The organism is Microbacterium sp. As-52, from assembly GCF_049949185.1.
Taxonomy (GTDB): domain Bacteria; phylum Actinomycetota; class Actinomycetes; order Actinomycetales; family Microbacteriaceae; genus Microbacterium; species Microbacterium maritypicum_A.
The window spans coordinates 1,096,614-1,113,880 of record NZ_CP188171.1 but is presented as its reverse complement, the minus strand read 5'-3'; the positions used below and the strand labels follow the sequence as shown (position 1 = coordinate 1,113,880).

Sequence of the window (17,267 nt, the reverse complement as noted above, 5' to 3'; positions counted from 1 at the left end):
GGCGAGGCAGATGCAGACGAACAAGGGACGTGACGTCGAAGTCGTTGCCGGCGATGCCGTGGCGATCGCCGACCGGGGAACGAAGATCGTCGAGCTCGGCGACAGCATGGTCAGTGCCGCTGCGACGCTCAAGGGCATCAAAGACGGCTCCATCGATGGCGAGGGCTACGCGATGGACAAGATCAAGGACGTCGTCGACGACGTCCACAAGGATCTGGATGAGGCAGGGCGTCGGTACAAGCCGGCCGGGACCACGCTGAGCAGCTACGCGACGGCGCTCGAGACCGCCCAGAGCCGCATGCGCACGATCGTGGCGGACTGCCAGACGAGCCTCACCGAGCTGCAGACCGCGCAGTCGAACGCGGCCGATGCCGCCGACGCGCTCCAGGCGCACAACACCTCGACGCGGCTGAACCCACCGGCCGAAGAGGACGCGGCAGCGAACACGACTGCCGGCACGAATCTCGCGACCGTCGCCTCCGGTGCGGCGTCGACCCTCAACACCGCGGAGACCACCCACAACGACAACCTCGACGCGTTCGACGGCGAGTACGACAGCTGGCACACCGCCTACGAGACGGCCGTTTCGGGACTGACCGACGCGAACAAGATCGGCGAGGACTCCACGTGGGAGAACATCGCCGGTGTCCTCGCCGTGGTCGCGGAGTGGGTGAGCTGGATCGGCCTCGCGATCGCCGTGCTCGGACTCATCATCGGTGGTCCGTTCTTCGCGATCGCGGCTCTGGTGGTCGGGGTCATCGCGCTGGCGCTCACGGTCGCCCTGATGTTCGACGGCCGCAAGGGCTGGGGTGACCTCGGCTGGGCGATCGTGGGCATCCTGCCTGTGGGCAAACTCGGCAAGATCTTCTCCGGCAAGGCGAAGTTCGTAGAGGAGTTCATCGGTCAGTTCCGCAATCCGGTCCAGCAGATGACTCGATTGCGCGGTCTCGCCGGAACCGCTTCTCCGTGGCGGGGCATCGTCTCGCAGAACTTCGGCTCCTACGCGTCCGGTGTCTCCGGAGTCCGTCAGTTCGGGAACAACATCTTCGGCGGGCTCGGCGAGCGGTTCTTCTTCGGTGCCAACCGATCGTTCCAAGTCGCCTTCAACGACGCGGTGTCGTCGACCGGCCCGCGGTTCCAGGAGGTGCTGCGGGCGGCGCTGCCCGAAGGGCTCGCAAACGTTGCCAAGGCACCGACCAACTCGATGTTCGAAGCCGCGTGGAACACGTTCAAGTGGTCGGACCGAGTGGTGGGGCTCACCGGGAACGGCAAGCCCTCTGGTGGGTTGTCGCCCGCCGGGCTCGTCAACGGGCTGCTCTGATGGCGGGAGACGCGGGATTCGTCTGGGACCTCGACTTCGACGCCGCGTGGTTCGTCCCGCTTCCCGGAGTGAACGGGAGCCAGATCGGTCCCGATGCGGCGGCTGCCTGGACCGACGCCGCCCTCGCGAGGTTGCCCGATGCCGCGACGTCCGATCCGCAGCGCGCTGCGCTGCTGCGCGCGACCGCTGGCGCCCTGCTTTCGCAAGCCGAAGAAGGTGTCACCCGATTGTGGTTCGCTCCGGAGCGAATGTACAGCGATCTCCTCGTTACGATCACCGTGTCGCGAGCATCGGGGCCGGGGAGCGCAGCGAATGAGGAAGTCTTCGACGGCGACCGGTTCTCCGCTGGATTCGATGTGGTGCCACTGCAGACCGAGACGCATGGCAGCGGCTTCCTCCTCCGGCGCTCCACGCAACTCGAAGGGGAACAGCCGCTGTTCATCACGCAATGGACCGTGCGGCTGAACGACGGCACGTGGAGCATCCTTGTCGATACGCTGGGGACGACCCTTCCCGCCTTCGTCCTGTTCGAGGAGCAGCTCATGCGCCTGATCCCGGGGATCCGACTTCCGCGGACGGCGGCGGTCGAACAGTGAGCAGGTACGACCTCCTCGGCGTCGAAGCGCAGCTCTTCGAGCAGTATCCGGCGTTGGCCGATCGCCACGAGAAGGCGGCTCGAGCGGGCTCCGAGCATATTCGTGGTCTGATCGAGCGAAGCGACGCGGCACGCGGGGGCGATGCCGACGCGTTCGCCGAGCATGTGGCATCCATTCAGCGCTCGGCTCTTGCGAGTTACGCAGCCTCGGTCCGAGGGATCGTGTCTGTCGAGGACATGGTGCGGTGGGTGCGCACCCGCGACGCGTTGAGGCTGAGCGCATATGACTCGCTGCTGCGCGAGGTCGATGCGCCTGGAGCGGCGTCTCTGCTCGATGCCCTGGAAGCGGTGCACGACAGTGGCGATGCATCGGGCGGCCAGGCGACGCTGGATCAGGCGCTCGCAGCCGTCGCGGATCGCTGCACCTGCGGATACGCCTCCACCCGCAACCTCCCGAAGCGCACATGCTACGTCTGCGCGCAGGCGGTGACGGCGGTGTGGGATGCGGAAGAGCAACGCGTGCTGCTTCGCCTGCCGGCGTTGCGAGAAGCGGTCGACGGGGTGCTCGATGCGCTGGTCGACCGACTGGCGGAGATCAAGCTGGATCCCGCCACGGAATGGTCTGTCGTCGAGCATGAACAACGGAAGGCTCGGCATCGTCTCACGCGACTGAACCGCGCTGCGCGTGGTGAGATCTTCGACGAGATGCTGACGAATTGGCGTGAGCTCGCCAGCGCAGCCTCGCACGACTCTCGACCGATCGCTCGATCGGTGGCGAAGGGAGCCAAGCGCTCCGGGCTGGGGACGGCGCGTCTCAGCGCGATCGCGCTCCCCGGCAATGCCCTCGTCGAGTCACGCGCGAAGAAGAGAGCGCAGCAGCGGTGAGCGAGATGAACGATCTCGGTGTGGAGTTCCGTTACGGCATCCCCGCCTTCCGCCTGGTGCTGCCTCCGGGGTGGGCCACGCATCTGCCCACGAACGCGGGCCAGCAGGAGGACGTGCGCAAGGCCAGTGCGATCTTCATGCAGGCCGGGCGCCCCGATCTCGACGCGGAGTTCCGCACGATGATGGCGCAGGCCAATCAGGGCATGCGCCGCACCAAGGTGTTCGCGATCTATCGGCAGGAAGACGTGCCGATGGAGGAGCTCCTGCCCCTCTCGATAACGGCCTCCGCCCTCGACGCCCCCGTCGGCGAGAATCTCGACGGCTGGGTGGCGGAGGCCTTCCGCCTCCGCGGCGCCGTCTTTCTCGACGAGCACCTCCGGCACATCGTCCGCTGGTCCGCCGAGGCAACGCGCCCCGCGGGTGCGCCTGCGATCGACGGCGTCGGCGGACGCACCGTGACGTACATCATCCCCGTGCCGGGAACGCTGCGTCGCAAGGCGCTCGTGTTCACGTCGACCATCGTGATCCCGGACGGCGAGGTGATCCCCGCCGAGGTGCTCGACGGCATCGAGCTGCTCAGCGACGCCATGATCTCGACCTTCGCGTGGGAGCAGCTGGCCGAGGAGCCGGCGGTCCCCGTCACCGTCGAGCAGGCGCCGACCGACCGCCGCTGACTGGTGTGCGGGGATGGGGAGTTGTCCCCATCGACGGTGTTCGTGGGTGCGCCGTAGGGTGGGTGTTGTTCGGGCCGGAGGGGTCCGGTTCTCTCGATTGGCGGAGGTGTGGACGATGGCCGATTTCGGTGCGTCTTATGCGGAGATGGAGCAGGTGGCGTCGTCGCTGTCGCAGGCTCGTGATGACATTCAGGGTCAGTTGGACACGTTGAAGGGTCAGGTGGACACTCTTCTGGGTGAGGACTTCAAGACGCAGCATGCGTCGGGGAAGTTCGGTGAGGGGTACACGGAGTTGACGACGGGTCTGAAGACCGCGGTCGATGGCATCAACGACATGTCCGAGTCGCTGTTGGGCATGATGCGGGCGATCCAGGACCTGGACCAGCAGCTCGCCGGCAGCTGACACACAGTCTCGAGAAGGGGTCGACGGTTCGCCGTCGGCCCCTTCTTCGTGTCCTCGGGTCCGGAGATCGCGGTCGATGGGCAGTTCTCCCCATCGGCTCACCGTGCGCCACCGGGTAGGGTGAATCCGGCGGAACCGGGGGGTGGCCATGTCAGACGTCGAGATCTTCTACGCGGAGCTGAACGATGCCGCGAGGAGCCTCACGACCGCGACCTCTGAGGTCCTCACGCAGGCGGCGGGTCTGCAGGGTGACGACACCGGTGTCGAGAACCCGGCGCACCGCTCCGCTCTGCGGCTCGAGATGCACCGGCGGCTGACCGCTCTGCACGACCGGGTGTACGACCGCGTCGAATCGGGGGATGACCTCGCTGCCGCGATCTCCGCCATCGCGAGCAAGTACTCCGACCTCGATGTCGAACTCACCGGGCGGGACGGACCATGAGCCTGACATCGCCGAATCGGGGGTATCCGCTCGAACGCCTCGAGGGCAGCAGCGGATCCATGGGGTACTGGAGCGGTCTGTTCACGCGCGTGGCCGACCGGCTCGGCGACGTGCGTTCGGCCGCGAACTCCGCGCAGGAACTGCGCGGAGTCGGTCGTGCGGTCACAGCGGTGCGCGCAGATGCCGATGACCTCGCCGCACTGCTCCCCGCCGACATCGCCGAGGCACAACTCCTCGCCGGCGTCCTGCAAAGCTATGCCGACGCGTTCGATGCGTATGCCAAGCCCGCCAATGATCTGATCGACGACATCGAGACGGCGCACGCCGAGTGGTCCCGGCTCGACATCGCCGCCGATCGAGCCGGTCGTGCCGCCATGGCCGCCGCCTACGGTGACGATCAGTCCGAGATCGATGAGACGACCGACGCCGTGAACGATGCGATCGTCGACCGTGATGCCGCGAAAGAGGCGCTGGACGAGCTCTGGAACCAGTACGAACGGCTCTACGGCGACTGGGACGCCGCGTACGATGCGGCCCTCGCCGCACTCGCCGCAGGCACGGGTGCCGTCTTGACGAACCAGGCGCGCGACCTGCTCGCCGACCTGCTCGCGGCCTCAAGTCCGGAGGAGGTCGCTCGACTCTGGGCGGCGAACCCCGAACTGCAGCAGGAGCTCATCGACAGCCACCCCGCCATCGTCGGCAACCTCGACGGGGTCCCCTGGGACGTGCGTGCGAGGGTGAACGCCGCGAGGCTGGAGGAGGTGCTCCAGACCGAACCCGCGGGTCCGCACCGTGACGACCTCGAAGCGATCGTGCGAGCGCTGAACGCGGGTGGGATCCCGGCCCCGAATCTGATCAGCTTCGACCCGGACGGTTCGGAGCAGGTGACCGCGGCGATCGCCTACGGCGACCTGTCGACGGCGTCGGAGATCAACACTCTCGTCCCCGGGATGCTGGGGAACGTGCACGACCTGCAATCGTGGGGTGAATCGGCGAAGGCGCTGAACTCCTCCGTGGGTGCCGGATCCGCGACCGTCGTCTGGTTCGGCTACGACACGCCGGAACTCCTCGAGGAGCCCGCGATGGGTCGAGCGCAGGACGGAGCGGCGTCCTTGCGCTCCTACCTGCTCGCGGTACGCGCGCTGTCGCCCGAGGCCGACGTCAACGTGATCGCACACTCGTATGGCAGTACGACAGCGGCGCTCGCCATCGGATCGCAGCCCGACGGTCTCGGCGTCACCTCGTTGGTCGCGGTCGGATCCGCCGGGTTCCCGAACGATGCGGCCGTCGTCGACAACCTGACCAACGGCGAGCCCCCGCAGATCTATGCGACGATCTCCGAGGACGACGCCGTGGCCCGCGTCGGTCGCGCCACGGCTCCCGGGCATCCTGTCAGCCCGGAGAGCCTGTCAGGGACTACCGTGTTCGACAGCGACGGTGGCGTGAGCGCATCCGGCGACAGTCTTCCGTCCGCGACCGGACACGATGCTCTCGGGCCCGGTGCATACCTCGAGCCGGGTTCGGAATCCTTTTACAACGTGTCGGAGATCATCCAGACCGGGGAGCCCGGTACCGTTCGCGGCGGCGAGGGCAGTACGCAGGGGTTCTGGGATGCGAGCAACTGGTGGATCAGCGATGAGTACGCTCTCATCGACTTCTGAGCGAATGGGACGACGAATGCGCGGGATATGGCGGCGCGGAGTGATGGCGGCAGCAGCCGTCGGATTGGTGATGACGATGACGAGCTGCGGAACCACGTCGGCGCCCGAAGGCGATGCGCTGTATCGCGATGGCGAGAAGAATTACGTCGCGTACTCCACCGTCATGCACTCCGTGATCATGGCGATCCACGAAGGCGACTGGGCCGTGGACCAGGGCTCATTCGGCGCCTCGCCGATTCCCTGCCGGATCGACGGCGACGTCTCGGGGTACACGTTCTCCTGGGCGCGGGTGCTCGAACCGGCGGAGGAGATCGATGTGGAGGCCGTGGTGGCCGCGGCGACGGCGGCGTTCGAGGATGCCGGGGTGGAGGCGAGCACGACGCGATTCGGAGAGGGCGATCGGCAGGAAGTCAACATCGTCGGCACCGGAGGCGACGTCGGCCGAGGTGTCGTGACGATCCGGCCCGGTCGGAACCAGATCTCCGCGACGGCGACGCCCGGGTGCATCCCCGGCGATGCGGCCGCGCTCTCGGACATGGTCTTCGGCGGAGAACTCGCCTATGACGGGGCTTCGCTGCGATTCCCGGCGTTCGAGGGTCCGAATTGGCAGCCGCGGTTCTATTTCCCCGAAGAGGGGAGCCCGGTGTACTACAACGAAGACGGATCGCCCGTCGAACCTCAGCCGACGACGACCGCGTTCCCGGTCGCGCCCTACGGCGGCTGACGAGCGCTCTCGGACGGTGTCTCAGCGGGCCGAGGTGTGTACGGCGGCGGCGTCGGCCAGGTGCCGCGCGTCGTGATTCAGCACCTTCACGATGATGCCGTGCTTGCGCAGTTCGGCCACGGTGCGGGCGCCTTCGTCCGCGTCGAGGCCGAGAGCCTTGATGTTCACGACGACCACCACGTCGCCGATGCGCAGGGTCGAGATGAGGCGCGCGAGGCGGTCGTTCCAGCTCTCCAGGATGTCGGGCGCCGGGTGACGGAATCCTTCGATCGGCACACCGAAACGGGTGAGATCTTCGCGTTGCTCGACCACTGACGGCAGACCTTCGCGGGCGACGACGAGACCGACCAGGCGTGAGCCGTCGGGGCGGGCGGTCCAGAAGTTGCGGTTCTGCTGCAACTCGGTGAAGCACTTCGGGCAGGACGCCGCATCGTGCGGCAGGTGCAGGGGACTCGTCAGAGCCTCTTCGACCGATGCCGTGGTCTTCGTGGGATCAATCGTCTCGCTCATCGCGCACCTCCGGCATCCATTCTGCCCTGTCGGCGTGCGTCGCGGTGACCGGATTCACAAGAGGCCGAGGCTCTGCACCGTCTCGCGTTCCTGCTGCAGTTCGGCCACCGAGGCATCGATCCGGGTGCGTGCCCACTCGCTCAACTCGAGTCCCTCGACGACGTGCCACTCACCGTCGATCGACCGCACCGGGAAGGACGAGATCAGGCCCTCCGGAACGCCGTATTCGCCGTGGGAGACGACGCCGGCCGACGTCCAGTCGTCGGTGCCCCGCACCCAGTCGCGCACGTGATCGATGGTCGCACTCGCCGCCGATGCCACCGACGAGGAGCCCCGTACCTCGATGATCTCCGCCCCACGCTTCGCCACGCGGGGGATGAACGTCCGGTCGAGCCAGGAGGGAACGTCGCCCACGATCTGTTCGAGCGCCTCTCCCACCGGCCGGCCGCCCACCGTCGCGTGCGAGATGTCCGGGAACTGGGTCGCCGAGTGGTTGCCCCAGATGGGCACGCGGCGAACCGTGTGCACCGGAGCCCCCAGCGTCAGTGCGAGCTGAGCCCGCGCGCGGTTCTCGTCGAGCCGTGTCAGGGCGGTGAAACGCTCGGCGGGCACGCCATCTGCCGAGGCGGCGGCGATCAGCGCGTTCGTGTTGGCGGGGTTGCCGACCACGGTGACGCGCACGCCGGATGCGGCGTTCGCCGCGATGGCCGCACCCTGCGGCCCGAAGATGCCGCCGTTGGCCGCGAGCAGGTCGCCGCGCTCCATACCGGGCCCGCGTGGACGTGCACCGACGAGCAGGGCGAGGTCGCAGCCGTCGAATCCCACTGCGGCGTCATCCGTCACCTCGACGTGATCCAGCAGTCCGAACGCGCCGTCCTGCAATTCGAGCGCCGCGCCCTCCGCGGCACCGAGCCCCTGCGGGATCTCCAGCAGCCGCAGACGCACCTTCTCATCCGGGCCGAGCAGGTCGCCCGCCGCGATGCGGAACAGCAGTGCGTAGCCGATCTGTCCGCCGGCTCCGGTGATGGTGATCGTGGTCGTCATGCCCCGAGCCTACGTCCGTTCGAGGGGCCTCCGCTCGGAGTACCCTCGTCCCATGACCTTCAATCCCGACGCCGACATCTCTGGCAACACCACGCGTCGTCGCGGGCGCACGGCAGCGATCGCCGGTGGCACGGGCGTGGGCGTGCTCGGCATCATCGCGCTCATCGCCGGGCCTCTGCTCGGCATCGACCTGACCGGGTTGCTGGGTGGCGGAGCGCCGAGCGGAGGCAGCGAACCAGCGGGCGGATCGGTCATCGAGAACTGCGATACGGGGGCGCAGGCGAACGCCGACGTCGACTGCCGCATGGCGGGTGCTCAGGTCGCGCTGGACGCCTTCTGGGCCGAGAACGTGGAGGGCTATCGCAAGCCGCAGATGATCGTCGTCGACGGATCGACGCCGACACAGTGCGGTACGGCGTCCAATGCCGTGGGGCCGTTCTACTGTCCCCCGGAGGAAGGGGTCTACGTCGACCCGACGTTCTTCCAACTCATGCAACAGCAGTTCGGGGCGTCCGCCGGCAATCTCGCGCAGCTGTACATCGTGGGGCACGAGTGGGGTCACCACATTCAGAACATCACGGGCGACATGGATGCCTACCCGAACAACGGCACGGGGCCGGGAAGCAATGGGGTGCGGATCGAGCTGCAGGCCGACTGCTACGCCGGGGCGTGGCTCGGCCGCATGACCGAGCAGAAGGATGCCGACGGCGATCCGTACCTGATGAAGCCCACCGAAGCGCAGATCGAGGACGCGCTGAACGCGGCAGAGGCCGTCGGCGACGACCACATCCAGGAGCAGTCCGGGTTCTCGAATCCGGAGACCTGGACGCACGGATCCAGTGTGCAGCGGAAGCGCTGGTTCGCGGAGGGCTATCAGAACGGGCTGGGCGTCTGCGCGCAGGTGCTGACGCTTCCCGCCGATCAGTTGGACCCGTGATGCCCGGCGGGTGGGCGAACGTCCGCTACCGTTGACGAAGTAGTCAGCACGACCGGCTGGGGGGCCGACGATGAAGAAGACGGATGCACTGTATCCACCGATCGAACCGTACGAGACAGGGGAACTCCTCGTCGGTGACGGCCACCGGGTCTACTGGGAGGTCAGCGGCAACCCCGAGGGCAAGCCGGTGGTGTTCCTCCACGGCGGTCCCGGCAGTGGGACATCGCCGTGGCAGCGGCGGTTCTTCGATCCGAAGCGCTACCGCATCGTGTTGCTGGACCAGCGCGGCTGCGGGCGCAGCACCCCGCACGCGAGTGCACCCGACGCCGACTTCCGTCACATCACGACGGCCCATCTGATCGCCGACATCGAACTTCTGCGCAAGAATCTCGGCGTCGAGAAGTGGCAGGTGTTCGGCGGATCGTGGGGCAGCGCACTCGCGCTCGCCTACGCGCAGGCGCACCCGGAAGCCGTGACCGAGCTGGTGCTCCGAGGCATCTTCACCCTGCGTCGAGTCGAACTGGAGTGGTTCTACGAGGGTGGTGCCGCGGCGCTGTTCCCCGATCTCTGGGAGAGCTTCCTGGCACCGATCCCCGTGCTGGAGCGCTCGCACATGATCGAGGCGTATCACCGTCGACTGTTCGACCCCGATCCCGCCGTGCACGTGCCGGCGGCGGTCGCCTGGTCCACCTGGGAGGCATCGACCGTCACCCTGACCCCGGATATCGCGCAGATCGAGGCGATGTCCGATCCGGCGAAGGCCACGGCGTTCGCCCGCATCGAGAACCACTTCTTCGTCAACCGCGGCTGGTGGGAGGAAGGGCAGCTGATCGCCGGTGTCGACGTCATCCGTCATATCCCGACGGTCATCGTGCAGGGACGACATGATGTCGCGACACCGATGATGACCGCATGGGATCTGCACCGCGCCTGGCCCGAGGCGGAGTTCGTCGTGGTCGACGATGCCGGTCACGCGGCCACAGAGCCCGGCACGCAGAAGGCGCTCCGAGCAGCGACCGATCGGTTCGCGCGATCGACGCGTTGACCGTCAGGCCTGCAGCGCCTTCGTCAGCGTCTTCACGAGCCCGGTGATGCTGCCGTCCACCCGGTAACGGGTCAGCCCTTCGCTGACGGCCGCCCCGGTGCGCGCGGAGACGAACCAGGGCGGCTTCGGCAGGATCGTGAATCGTCCACCGCCGTTCGCGATCGGCAGCGACCGGGGGAACGGGCGGAAAGGGCCGCGCAGCACCGAGCGTTCGACGCCGTCGAGCAGGAGGGCGTTGTGCACCACACCGATGCCGCTGCCGACGTCGCCGATCGTTCCACCGGGGAATGCACCCCATGTGAGGGTGGGGGTGATGAAGGCGAACGCCGTCCAGCTGTTGATCGCGATGGACCCGTAGTGGAGCGCGGCGATGGCTCGCTCGAAGCCGGCGCCGAGCGACTTCTCGGTCGCGGGGTCGATCAGCAGGTTCGCGCCGAGGGTGCCCTGGAGCTTGTCGTTGGCGTGAGTCACGGCGGCGTCCAGGAAGTCCTGGCCCGTGCCCGGCACGGTCACGACGCCCAGCACGGGGGCGAAGTACTCGGTGCTCTCCAGTGCCGTCGGATCGTCGTCGGCATCGATCTCGACGAGCAGCCGGTCGCCCAGCACGAGGGCGTCGGGGTAGGCGTCGGTCGCGAGCTCCATCCGCGACGAAGAACCGGGGTACCAGATCGGGCGCTCCGGCGCGTTGGCGTACGCGCGCCGCAGCGCTGCGCGGAAGGCATCCGCCTGGTCCCAGTCGGACGAGATGATCACGACCTGGCCGGCGATGCAGTTGTGCCCGCAGTTCTGCAGCCGCATGGTCGCGATGTGCTCGGCCTGGTAGGTGAGGTCGGCATCGGTCCAGGCGCCGGGCACGACGATGATGGGGGAGACGCCGCCGAGCTCAGCCGTGATGGGCTTCTTCAGCTGGGGGCGATCCTCACGACGTCGTCGCTTCGTCGCCGCCGCGCCCTCGCCCTTCGACGGACCCCAGACGATGGTGTCGAACGTCGCCGCCGAGCCGGTGATGTGCACGTGCACGAGTCCGGGGTGGCCGGTGAGGTAGGCCCCGACGTCGGGCCCGCCGCGGACGATGCGCAGGAACCCGGGCTCGATGAGCGGCGCGAGTGCGCGCTTGTAGACCGGCACCAGCGCATCCTGTGTCGGGTTCACCTTGAGCAGAGCCGTGCGGTTGTGGGCGAGCAGCTCGTAGAGCACGTCGAGCACCGGGATCGACGTCACGTTCCCCGCTCCGAGCACGAGGCCCACACCGCCCGACTCGGTGGGCGTGCGCTGCGCGAGGCCGGCCGCTGCGCGCGCGGCGCCGGGGGTGATCCCCGGTTCCAGCCAGACCTCGCCCGCGAAGCCCGACAACAGGAACCCGTCGATGCCGGTGAGGGGGAAGGCGTGCACGCGGGTGCGTCCTCCGGGCGCGCGATCGATCGTGATCCCGTCGAGCGGGTTCACACCGTTCGCCAGGCGCGAGAGGGTCTCGATATAGGCGTCGAGCGCGCCGAGCACGCTGTACGGTCCGCTGAGCCACTCTTCACCGCGCAGGGGATGCCGCGCGTCGAGGCCCTTCGAGGCGGCGGCCGTGTGCGCCCAGTCCTCCGCGGTGGCGGCGACGCTCGTGCGCACCGCGCGCAGCAGCGTCGCCCGTTGGGCGACGGTGAGGGCAGACCAGGTGCGCGTTCCGGTCTGAAGGGCATCGACCGCGGCGTCGAGCCGTTCTCTTTCCCCTTCGCCCAGCTCCGGGGCTGCGCTTCCCGACGCGCGCTTCGAGGTCGGGGCGGAGGTGGCGGTTGTGCTCGCAGAAGTCATCGACGTCTCCTTCGGACGGGATCCCAGCTTAGGCGTGGAAGGGCTCGAGGGTATCGATGTCCGCTCGGCGCAGGCGGTAGTGGCGGAGGGTCAGCAGACTCCCGGCCATCAGCACGGCGGGCAGCGCGCTGAAGCTGAGCACGATGCCCGTGACGGCCGCGTCCGGCTGTTCGACTGTGGCGCCTGCGACGGTCGAGATGTAGCCGGTGGCCGCGAGGGTCAACGACACAGCGGTCGCGCCGAGGGCGAAGCCCACGGTCTCGCCCGCGGTCCAGATGCCGGTGAAGGTGCCGGCCTGTCCCGCTCCGCTCGTGCGTTCGTCGTGCGAGATCACATCGGGCAGCATGGCCATCGGCAGCGACTGGAGTCCTGCGTAGGCGACGCCGGCCACCGCGACGGACACGTAGATCCAGGCGCCGGATGCCCAGACGGCGAAGACGAGCGACGCCGCGGCCGCGGTGAACAGCACGGTGGCCATCGCGAACGCCCGCTCCTTGCCGACCCGTCGCGCGATCACGGTCCATCCCGGGGTGGCGAGCAGTGCGGGGCCCACCAGCGCGACGAAGACGAAGGTGACCGCGTCCTCCGACCGCAGCACCCAGGTCGCCACGTACTGCGCGCCGGCGAGCATCGTTCCCGTTGCGAGCGCCTGCAGCACGAACGTCCCCAGGAGTGCACGGAAGGGCTGGCTGCGCCCGAGTGCGCGGAAGCCCGACATGTACTGGTGCCGCCAGGTCGAAGCGACGGCGGCGGCAGCGTCAGCGGTGGGGATGGCAGCGTCAGCGGTGGTGACGGGGGCGGCCGCGGTGCGCTTCGCCGCCATATCCGCCGTCCCGGAGGCGATCAGCATGCCGATGCCGATTGCGATACCTGAGGCGATGCCCATCAAGAGGTAGCCCTGCACAGGGTCGTCGCCGGCATTGCGCAGGGCGGGGCCACCGGCGCCGAACAGCAGGATGGCTGCCGTCAGCACGACCACGCGCCACCCGAGCAGACGCGTGCGCTCGTCGTAGCTGCCGGTCAGTTCCGCGGGCAGAGCGACATACGGCACCTGGAACAGGCTGAATGCCGTCGCGGTCGCCAGGAACGCCAGCAGCACACTGATCGCTCCGGCGACCGGCCCCCAGGAGGGCGGTACGGCGAAGGTGAGGGCGAAGAAGAATGGCAGAGCGAGAGCACCGGCCACCATGAACCCGCGGCGCGACCCGGTGCGAGCGAGCTGGCGATCGGACGCGGCCCCGATCAGGGGGTCGATCAGCACGTCCCAGATCTTCGCCGCCGTGACGATCAGACCGGCGGCGAGGGCGGCGACACCGAGGTTGTCGGTGAGGAAGTAGGTCAGCACGAGGCCCGGCAGTGTCGCATAGCCACCAGTCCCGAGCGAGCCGATCGCGTACAGCACGATCGTGCGCGGAGAAAGACGGACGGGTGCTCGTTCGGACCGAGCCTCGGTGCTCATCGCGCCAGTGTAGTGGGGCGATGCCGCGGGGTCAGATCAGCGAGAGCTCGCGCAGCTTCGACTCGACGTCGGCGTTCGACGGCTCGACGTGGTGCGAGGCGTCGGGGTACACGACGACGGGGATGTTGGTGCGGCCCGAGATCTCCTTCGCCACGTCTGCGGCGGCGGGCTCGGCGACCAGGTCGACGTACGTGTACTCGACACCGAGCGCGTCGAGCTGCTTCTTGGTGCGGATGCAGTCGCGGCACCAGTCGGCGCCGAACATCGTGATGGTGTCGGAGGCAGGAGAAGTCATGCATCCAGCCTACGGCCGCGCGGATGAGGTGGCGCTGAGTGCCGGCTGGGCGCGCGGTGGGGCATTCCGGACTCATCCCTTGTAAGTAAGGGTACCCTAACTTAGGCTGGGGCCATGAGCGGCGCATGCGAGCATCTGGAGGATCCCGATTGGGACGACATCGAGGGTGCCGTGCTCATCGCCGGCGACGCCGCCGACGCCGGCTTCATCGCGAGCATCGCCGCGCGGTTGCCGTGGGACGCGCAGGGCGTCGTCATCCTCGAAGCGGCGGCACGTATCCAGTTCCGACACATCGACGTCCCCGACGGGGTGTCGGTGCGCTGGCTCGTGCGTGGAGACGGAACGAGGGCGCATACGCGCGGCGAACGGCTCGCGAACGCCGTGCACGCGTGGTGCGTGGAGTGGGCATGCAGTGAGCCGCCGTCGCAGTGGACGGTGTGGCTCGGGCCGCACACTCCGCCGCACGTGGCGCGCATGGCGCGCAGTCTGCTCGGCGTCGCCAACTGACCTCACGTCGGCGGTGGCGCACCGACCGGGCGGCGAAGGGCTGCTCGGGCTCTCAGCGCACCGAGGCGACCGCGGGAGCGTTCGCGCCCGCGGTGATCGCGTCGAGTGCGCGACGCAGCGACGAGCTCGACGTGTGCGCCGTGTACGGGAAGTACACGACCTCGACGCCGACCTCGGCGAACTCGCGCTCCAGGCGCAGACCCTTCTCGGTGCCGCGCCAGTCGTCACCCTTGAAGAAGTGCGTGAACTGCACGTCGCGCCACGAGTCCATCTTCGACGGCGTCGTCTCGACGTAGACGTCATCGACGAACGAGATGTGCTTCACGATCTCCGCCCGCTCGGCCGTCGGGATGACGGGCTCGATGCCCTTCACCTGACGCAGCATCTCGTCGCTGACGACGCCTGCGATCAGAATGTCGCAGTGCTGCTTGGCGTGACGAAGAAGGTTCAGATGCCCGACGTGAAACAGGTCGAAAGCACCAACGGCATAGCCGATACGCGTCCCCATGATCTCCCCAGATCAGTAATTCCCCAGTAAGCGGATCCCCATCCGCTTCGCGACTCCCACAGCCGCGGTTCGAAAGTCTAGCAGGTCCGGGTTTCCTCCCGCATAGGAACCCGTGGAACGATGGAGGCCGCACGCGATGCGCGTGGGGGACAGGGGGCGGACGTGGGGACACCGGTCACGGTCATCGTGCCGACGTTCAACGAGCGCGACAACATCGCCGAGCTCGTGGCACGGACTGCGGTCGCCCTCGAGGGGTGGGACGCCGAGATCCTGTTCGTCGACGACAGCACGGATGACACGGCGGCCGAGGTCGCGCGGGTGGCGGCAGATGCTCCGCTCCCCGTGCGCGTGATCCACCGATCCGAGAACACGGGCGGACTGGGCGGCGCCGTCGTCGTCGGGCTCGAGGCCGCGGCCTTCGACATCTGCATCGTGATGGACGGTGACCTGCAGCATCCGCCCGAACTCCTCCCCACCCTGCTCGCCCGGTATGCGCAGGGAGACGCCGATGTCGTCGCCGCGTCCCGCTACATCGGCGGAGGGGACACGAGCGGCCTCGGCACCGCTGTGCGCTTCGGCGTCTCCCGCGTCGCGACGTGGCTGACGCGGGCGATGTTCCCGATCCGTCTCGCCCGCAGCACTGACCCGATGACCGGGTTCTTCCTGGTCGATCGCGGTCGTCTCGACCGCTCGACGCTCCAACCCCGGGGTTTCAAGATCCTCCTCGAGATCCTCGCTCGCAACGATCTGCGCATCGCCGAGGTGCCGATGGAGTTCGCTGAACGTCGACACGGCACGTCCAAGGCGAGCATGCGTCAGGGGGCGATGTTCCTCGAGCACCTCGCGCGCCTGCGCTTCGGCAAGATGTCGTTGTTCGCACTGATCGGTGCGATCGGCGCCGCCGCCAACCTCGGGATCATGTGGGCGCTCACCGCCGCAGGGGTCCCGTACATCTGGGCGGCGATCATCGGTGCCGAGGTCACGATCATCGGCAACTTCGTGCTGCAGGAGCGCTTCGTGTTCGCCGATATGCGGACCGACGCGCGCGCCCTCGGCATCCGCTTCGCCAGCTCCTTCGCGTTCAACAACATCGAGGCCGCACTGCGGATCCCGGTGATGGCTCTGATGGTCGAGTCGTGGCACATCTCGAGCGTCGTCGCGACCGGCCTCTCGCTCATCGTGGCGTTCTTCGCCCGCTTCCTCTTCCACTCGCTCGTCGTGTACGCGCCCCAGCGGCGACGCAAGGGTGAGGGCGATGGTGCCGAGCCCCCGACGGACACCGCGGCCCAGCGCGTCATCCGCGCCATCGATGCCGAGGTGATGAAGCCCGGCGAGCTCTGAGGGCGGAGTTCCTTCCGGAGCCGGTTTCCAGGGTGATCGGCGACTCCTCTCTTGCCAGGACGGGTGAGGGGGTCCATAGTGGGCTCGTGGAATCCGAGGGCGGTCCCTCGCTGTCTCTCACCTGGGCGCATCGTGTCGAACAGTCGGCGCGCACCTGGGAGCAGAGCCACGCCAGGGGAGAGGTGCCCAGCATCTGGCCGTACGGTCTCGATGCACTACGTGACCACGCGGCGGTCGAGGTGATCGACCTCGCCCCGCCGGGCCGCGTCGCGCGAGCTCGTGCGCGATTGTCCATGGGGCCGCGCCCCGTCGACGGTCTCACGCTGACGTGGGATGAGAACACGGCCTATCGGATGCAGACGACCCACCCGCGGACCCGATTCGCCACCGGGGTGATCTGGCTCACGGATATGGCCGAGACCGGGGAGGCACCGGCACGGATGGTCGCGATGCTCGGCAGGGCGGAGGCCGCCTGGGTGCTCAGCGACGCACAGGTCGAACCTCTGCGAACGATGCTCGGGCACGGACCGACGCGCGTGTTCGCTGTCCCTTTCGGCATCGACAGTGCGTTCTTCGTCCCGAGGCCCTATCCGGACCGGCCGCGCATCGTCAGCGTGGGGAACGACCGTGACCGCGACCCCGCCACCCTCTACGCGGCGCTCGCCCGGGTCCTCGCCATCCGTCCGGAGACCGAGGCGGTGGTTCAGACGCGGTCGGACCTCGACCCGCCGGAGGGGGTCCGGGTCGTGCGGCACATGCCGCATGCCGACCTCCGCGACCTCTACGCCACCGCGAGCGTGGTCGTCATCCCGACCCGGCCGAACCTCCATGCCTCCGGGATGACGGTCGCACTCGAAGCGCTCGCGACGGCGCGTCCTGTCGTCGTCACCGATACCCCGGGGATGGAGCAGTACGTGAGCGAGGGGCGCACCGGCCACCTCGTTCGTCCGGAGGATCCTGCCGAGCTCGCCCTCGCGCTGCTCCGACTGCTCGACGATCCGGGACATGCCGCCGAGCTCGGGCGGAACGGCCGGATCGAGGTGGAGCGGCGTTTCACGACGCAGATCATGGTCGCATCTCTCGTGCGAGGGCTGCTGGCCCCCGCCTGACGATGCG

19 protein-coding genes are annotated in these 17,267 nt (G+C 68.3%); 13 read left to right on the top strand and 6 right to left on the bottom strand.

Going from position 1 to position 17,267, the window contains the following annotated elements:
- The first annotated feature begins 10 nt into the window (after positions 1–10).
- From ACLFA2_RS05430 to ACLFA2_RS05395, 8 genes are all read left to right on the top strand, one after another.
- Positions 11–1,321: a hypothetical protein gene (locus ACLFA2_RS05430; RefSeq protein WP_426622163.1), complete on the top strand. Its 1,311-nt coding sequence runs from the start codon at positions 11–13 to the stop codon at positions 1,319–1,321.
- Entirely contained in the window at positions 1,321–1,917 is a 597-nt protein-coding gene (locus tag ACLFA2_RS05425; RefSeq protein WP_426622162.1) for a hypothetical protein, read from the top strand. The genes ACLFA2_RS05430 and ACLFA2_RS05425 overlap by 1 nt, the downstream gene beginning before the upstream one ends.
- Positions 1,914–2,801: a hypothetical protein gene (locus ACLFA2_RS05420; RefSeq protein WP_021200026.1), complete on the top strand. Its 888-nt coding sequence runs from the start codon at positions 1,914–1,916 to the stop codon at positions 2,799–2,801. Before ACLFA2_RS05425 ends, ACLFA2_RS05420 begins: the two co-directional genes overlap by 4 nt.
- On the top strand, positions 2,798–3,475 hold the full coding sequence (locus ACLFA2_RS05415; protein ID WP_426622161.1) for a hypothetical protein: 678 nt from the start codon (positions 2,798–2,800) through the stop codon (positions 3,473–3,475). Before ACLFA2_RS05420 ends, ACLFA2_RS05415 begins: the two co-directional genes overlap by 4 nt.
- A gap of 115 nt (positions 3,476–3,590) precedes the next feature.
- The gene (locus tag ACLFA2_RS05410; RefSeq protein ID WP_028501988.1) at positions 3,591–3,878 is read left to right on the top strand and encodes a WXG100 family type VII secretion target; all 288 of its coding nucleotides are present in this window, start codon (positions 3,591–3,593) and stop codon (positions 3,876–3,878) included.
- A gap of 148 nt (positions 3,879–4,026) precedes the next feature.
- Positions 4,027–4,320, top strand: coding sequence for a hypothetical protein (locus ACLFA2_RS05405; protein WP_021198762.1), 294 nt, complete (start codon positions 4,027–4,029; stop codon positions 4,318–4,320).
- A complete protein-coding gene (locus tag ACLFA2_RS05400) occupies positions 4,317–5,981 on the top strand; it encodes an alpha/beta hydrolase (RefSeq protein ID WP_347124753.1) in 1,665 nt (554 codons plus the stop codon). Before ACLFA2_RS05405 ends, ACLFA2_RS05400 begins: the two co-directional genes overlap by 4 nt.
- 43 nt (positions 5,982–6,024) lie before the next feature.
- Positions 6,025–6,705 (top strand): hypothetical protein, encoded by a 681-nt coding sequence (locus ACLFA2_RS05395; protein WP_021198760.1) that lies wholly within the window; start codon positions 6,025–6,027, stop codon positions 6,703–6,705.
- Positions 6,706–6,726: 21 nt separating this feature from the next.
- On the opposite strand, the gene ACLFA2_RS05390 is transcribed toward ACLFA2_RS05395, so the two are convergent.
- A complete protein-coding gene (locus ACLFA2_RS05390) occupies positions 6,727–7,215 on the bottom strand; it encodes a dehydrogenase (protein ID WP_029260475.1) in 489 nt (162 codons plus the stop codon).
- A 54-nt stretch (positions 7,216–7,269) separates the two neighbouring features.
- Complete coding sequence (locus ACLFA2_RS05385) at positions 7,270–8,259, bottom strand: malate dehydrogenase (RefSeq protein ID WP_021198758.1); 990 nt, start codon at positions 8,257–8,259, stop codon at positions 7,270–7,272.
- A 52-nt stretch (positions 8,260–8,311) separates the two neighbouring features.
- Between ACLFA2_RS05385 and ypfJ the strand changes: the two genes are divergently transcribed.
- Together ypfJ and pip are read left to right on the top strand one after the other, a co-directional pair.
- Positions 8,312–9,196: a KPN_02809 family neutral zinc metallopeptidase gene (ypfJ, locus tag ACLFA2_RS05380; RefSeq protein WP_021198757.1), complete on the top strand. Its 885-nt coding sequence runs from the start codon at positions 8,312–8,314 to the stop codon at positions 9,194–9,196.
- A gap of 70 nt (positions 9,197–9,266) precedes the next feature.
- Positions 9,267–10,241 carry a prolyl aminopeptidase gene (pip, locus tag ACLFA2_RS05375; protein WP_021198756.1) on the top strand — a complete coding sequence of 325 codons (975 nt, stop codon included), beginning with the start codon at positions 9,267–9,269 and terminating at the stop codon, positions 10,239–10,241.
- Between the two features lie 3 nt (positions 10,242–10,244).
- Here pip and ACLFA2_RS05370 read toward each other — a convergent pair whose 3' ends face one another.
- The 3 genes from ACLFA2_RS05370 to ACLFA2_RS05360 are packed head-to-tail and all read right to left on the bottom strand — an operon-like array spanning position 10,245 to position 13,795.
- A complete protein-coding gene (locus tag ACLFA2_RS05370) occupies positions 10,245–12,041 on the bottom strand; it encodes an aldehyde dehydrogenase family protein (protein ID WP_029260471.1) in 1,797 nt (598 codons plus the stop codon).
- A gap of 28 nt (positions 12,042–12,069) precedes the next feature.
- Positions 12,070–13,500 carry an MFS transporter gene (locus tag ACLFA2_RS05365; RefSeq protein WP_426622160.1) on the bottom strand — a complete coding sequence of 477 codons (1,431 nt, stop codon included), beginning with the start codon at positions 13,498–13,500 and terminating at the stop codon, positions 12,070–12,072.
- Between the two features lie 31 nt (positions 13,501–13,531).
- Positions 13,532–13,795 carry a glutaredoxin family protein gene (locus ACLFA2_RS05360; protein WP_017831447.1) on the bottom strand — a complete coding sequence of 88 codons (264 nt, stop codon included), beginning with the start codon at positions 13,793–13,795 and terminating at the stop codon, positions 13,532–13,534.
- A 114-nt stretch (positions 13,796–13,909) separates the two neighbouring features.
- Between ACLFA2_RS05360 and ACLFA2_RS05355 the strand changes: the two genes are divergently transcribed.
- Positions 13,910–14,302 (top strand): SIP domain-containing protein, encoded by a 393-nt coding sequence (locus ACLFA2_RS05355; RefSeq protein WP_017831448.1) that lies wholly within the window; start codon positions 13,910–13,912, stop codon positions 14,300–14,302.
- 52 nt (positions 14,303–14,354) lie between these two features.
- Here the strand turns inward: ACLFA2_RS05355 and ACLFA2_RS05350 are convergent, their stop codons facing one another.
- On the bottom strand, positions 14,355–14,810 hold the full coding sequence (locus tag ACLFA2_RS05350) for an adenylyltransferase/cytidyltransferase family protein (RefSeq protein WP_021198753.1): 456 nt from the start codon (positions 14,808–14,810) through the stop codon (positions 14,355–14,357).
- Positions 14,811–14,930: 120 nt separating this feature from the next.
- Here ACLFA2_RS05350 and ACLFA2_RS05345 point away from each other — a divergent pair, with 120 nt between their 5' ends.
- Both ACLFA2_RS05345 and ACLFA2_RS05340 read left to right on the top strand, forming a co-directional pair.
- Positions 14,931–16,151 (top strand): glycosyltransferase, encoded by a 1,221-nt coding sequence (locus ACLFA2_RS05345; protein ID WP_021198752.1) that lies wholly within the window; start codon positions 14,931–14,933, stop codon positions 16,149–16,151.
- Between the two features lie 86 nt (positions 16,152–16,237).
- On the top strand, positions 16,238–17,260 hold the full coding sequence (locus ACLFA2_RS05340) for a glycosyltransferase family 4 protein (protein WP_167254714.1): 1,023 nt from the start codon (positions 16,238–16,240) through the stop codon (positions 17,258–17,260).
- The last annotated feature ends 7 nt before the right edge of the window (positions 17,261–17,267 follow it).